Source organism: Blautia sp. CAG:257 (genome assembly GCF_000433815.1).
GTDB lineage: Bacteria > Bacillota > Clostridia > Lachnospirales > Lachnospiraceae > Blautia_A > Blautia_A caecimuris.
This window is the reverse complement of record NZ_HF998974.1, coordinates 1-1,773: the sequence shown is the minus strand read 5'-3', so window position 1 is coordinate 1,773 and position 1,773 is coordinate 1. Positions and strand designations below refer to the sequence as shown.

Below are 1,773 nucleotides of genomic sequence, written 5' to 3'. Positions count from 1 at the left end.
CTATATCTTTCTTGACATGCATCATCTTGGAATAAATGAGGTTATTCTTTGGAAATGGTTTGAACAGGTCAAACCGCTCCTTGGTACAAACTGGAAACAGGCCAGACGCACTCTCTGTCAGTTCTGGATTTTCCTCTCAATAGGGGAAATTTATACTGGATTTACAGGTGATCCAGCCACAGCCGATACTTTAGAATCACTACCAGACTGGTGTTCTGTTCCCTTAAGGCAGTATCTTGAACTCCTAAAAAGGGAAGGCTGGAAAAAATCTACGATTGCCATGCACCATTCCAGTAACTTCAGATTTTGCCGGTTCCTATGTGCCATCGGTATTAATAGGTTTTCAGATATCACGCCCCAGGTCCTGCATAAATTCAATGAACAGGATATGCATAAAACTGCGGAAGGAAAAGCCGCTTATAACTGTAGAATCAGAAACTTTCTTCTTTATCTTTATGACGAGAAGCTTGTTGTGAGTCCATTTTTATATAAGGCGCTTTCCGTGCAATCTGCACCCAGAGAGCGTATTGTTGAAATACTGACACAGGATGAAATCCGCAGCTTATGGTCAGTTAATATCCAGACGCTGTCGCCCAAAGCATTACGTGATTATGCAACCGTGTGCATAGGGCTTACTATGGGATTCCGGGCTTCGGACATTGTATCTATCCGTTTTCAGGATATCAACTGGAAAAAGAGAAGTATTACCATTATCCAGCAGAAAACCGGAAAGTTACTTGAAATGCCCATGCCGGTGCGAACCGGAAATGTGCTCTTTCGATATTTGAGCAGTGCAAGACCAGTAAGTTCAAGCCCATACGTATTCATTCTGCATGAAGCTCCCTATAATGAACTGGAACGGAATGTCTGCAGAGCGGCACTCATTCGCTTTCTTCCAGATAGAAAATCCGAAAACAAAGGCTTTCATGTTACAAGAAGGACTTTTGCTACAGGGCTCCTGATGGGAAATGCAAAAGTTGAACTTATTTCCGATTCACTGGGACATTCGACAGACAGTACCGTTCATAAATATCTGTCTTTAGATGATGAGCGTATGCGCTTATGCCCTCTATCTTTAGAGGAGACAGGTATCTCCTGGAAGGGAGGCGCTTTTCATGCATAAAGTCTACAAATACAACAGTTGCTTTTCTGAATTGATAACACAGTATATTTCTGAACGCCGTAATTCAGGCTTTATGTTTGACAACCCGGCCTATTGGCTGTACAGGTTTGACCAGTACTGTTTAGATAATAAGATACAGGAAGTTTCTATTTCAAAAAAACTGTATCAAGAATGGGCTTCTATATCGGCTTCAGAAACAAAAGTCACACAGAATAATCGTTTACAGGCGTTACGGGGACTTTCGGTTTACCTGAATACGCTTGGAATTATCAGTTACATCCCCCACGTCCTTCCAAAAGCAGAAAAGAATGTCCCTTACCTTATGGAAGATACTGACATACTTGCATTTTTTGAGCAGCTTGACCGTTATAATCCGCACTCAACTGTTAATTCGTTTAACCGAATGGCGACAGAATATAAAGTACTTTTTCGGGTAATTTATTGTTGCGGTTTACGCAATAATGAAGCCTGTTCCTTGAAAATCAAGAACGTTGACACCGTTCATGGAGTTATTACCATCATCCATTCAAAAGGAGACAAAGACCGTGCAATCTGTCTTTCAGAAGATGTGCGGAAACTTTGCAGTCAGTACAAGGCGTGGTTAGTTTCTCTATGTCCTACAAGTGAGTGGTTCTTTCCAGGAAAATATC

Annotated in this window: 2 protein-coding genes; both read left to right on the top strand. The window is 41.5% G+C overall.

Annotation, left to right across the window (positions count from 1 at the left end):
• The coding region (locus QVP40_RS00010) for a tyrosine-type recombinase/integrase (protein WP_288200014.1) at nt 1-1,123 on the top strand (1,123 nt) is incomplete at its 5' end.
• Nucleotides 1,116-1,773, top strand: a 658-nt coding sequence (locus QVP40_RS00005) for a tyrosine-type recombinase/integrase (protein ID WP_288200012.1), incomplete at its 3' end; no start/stop codon positions are given. The genes QVP40_RS00010 and QVP40_RS00005, both read left to right, overlap by 8 nt.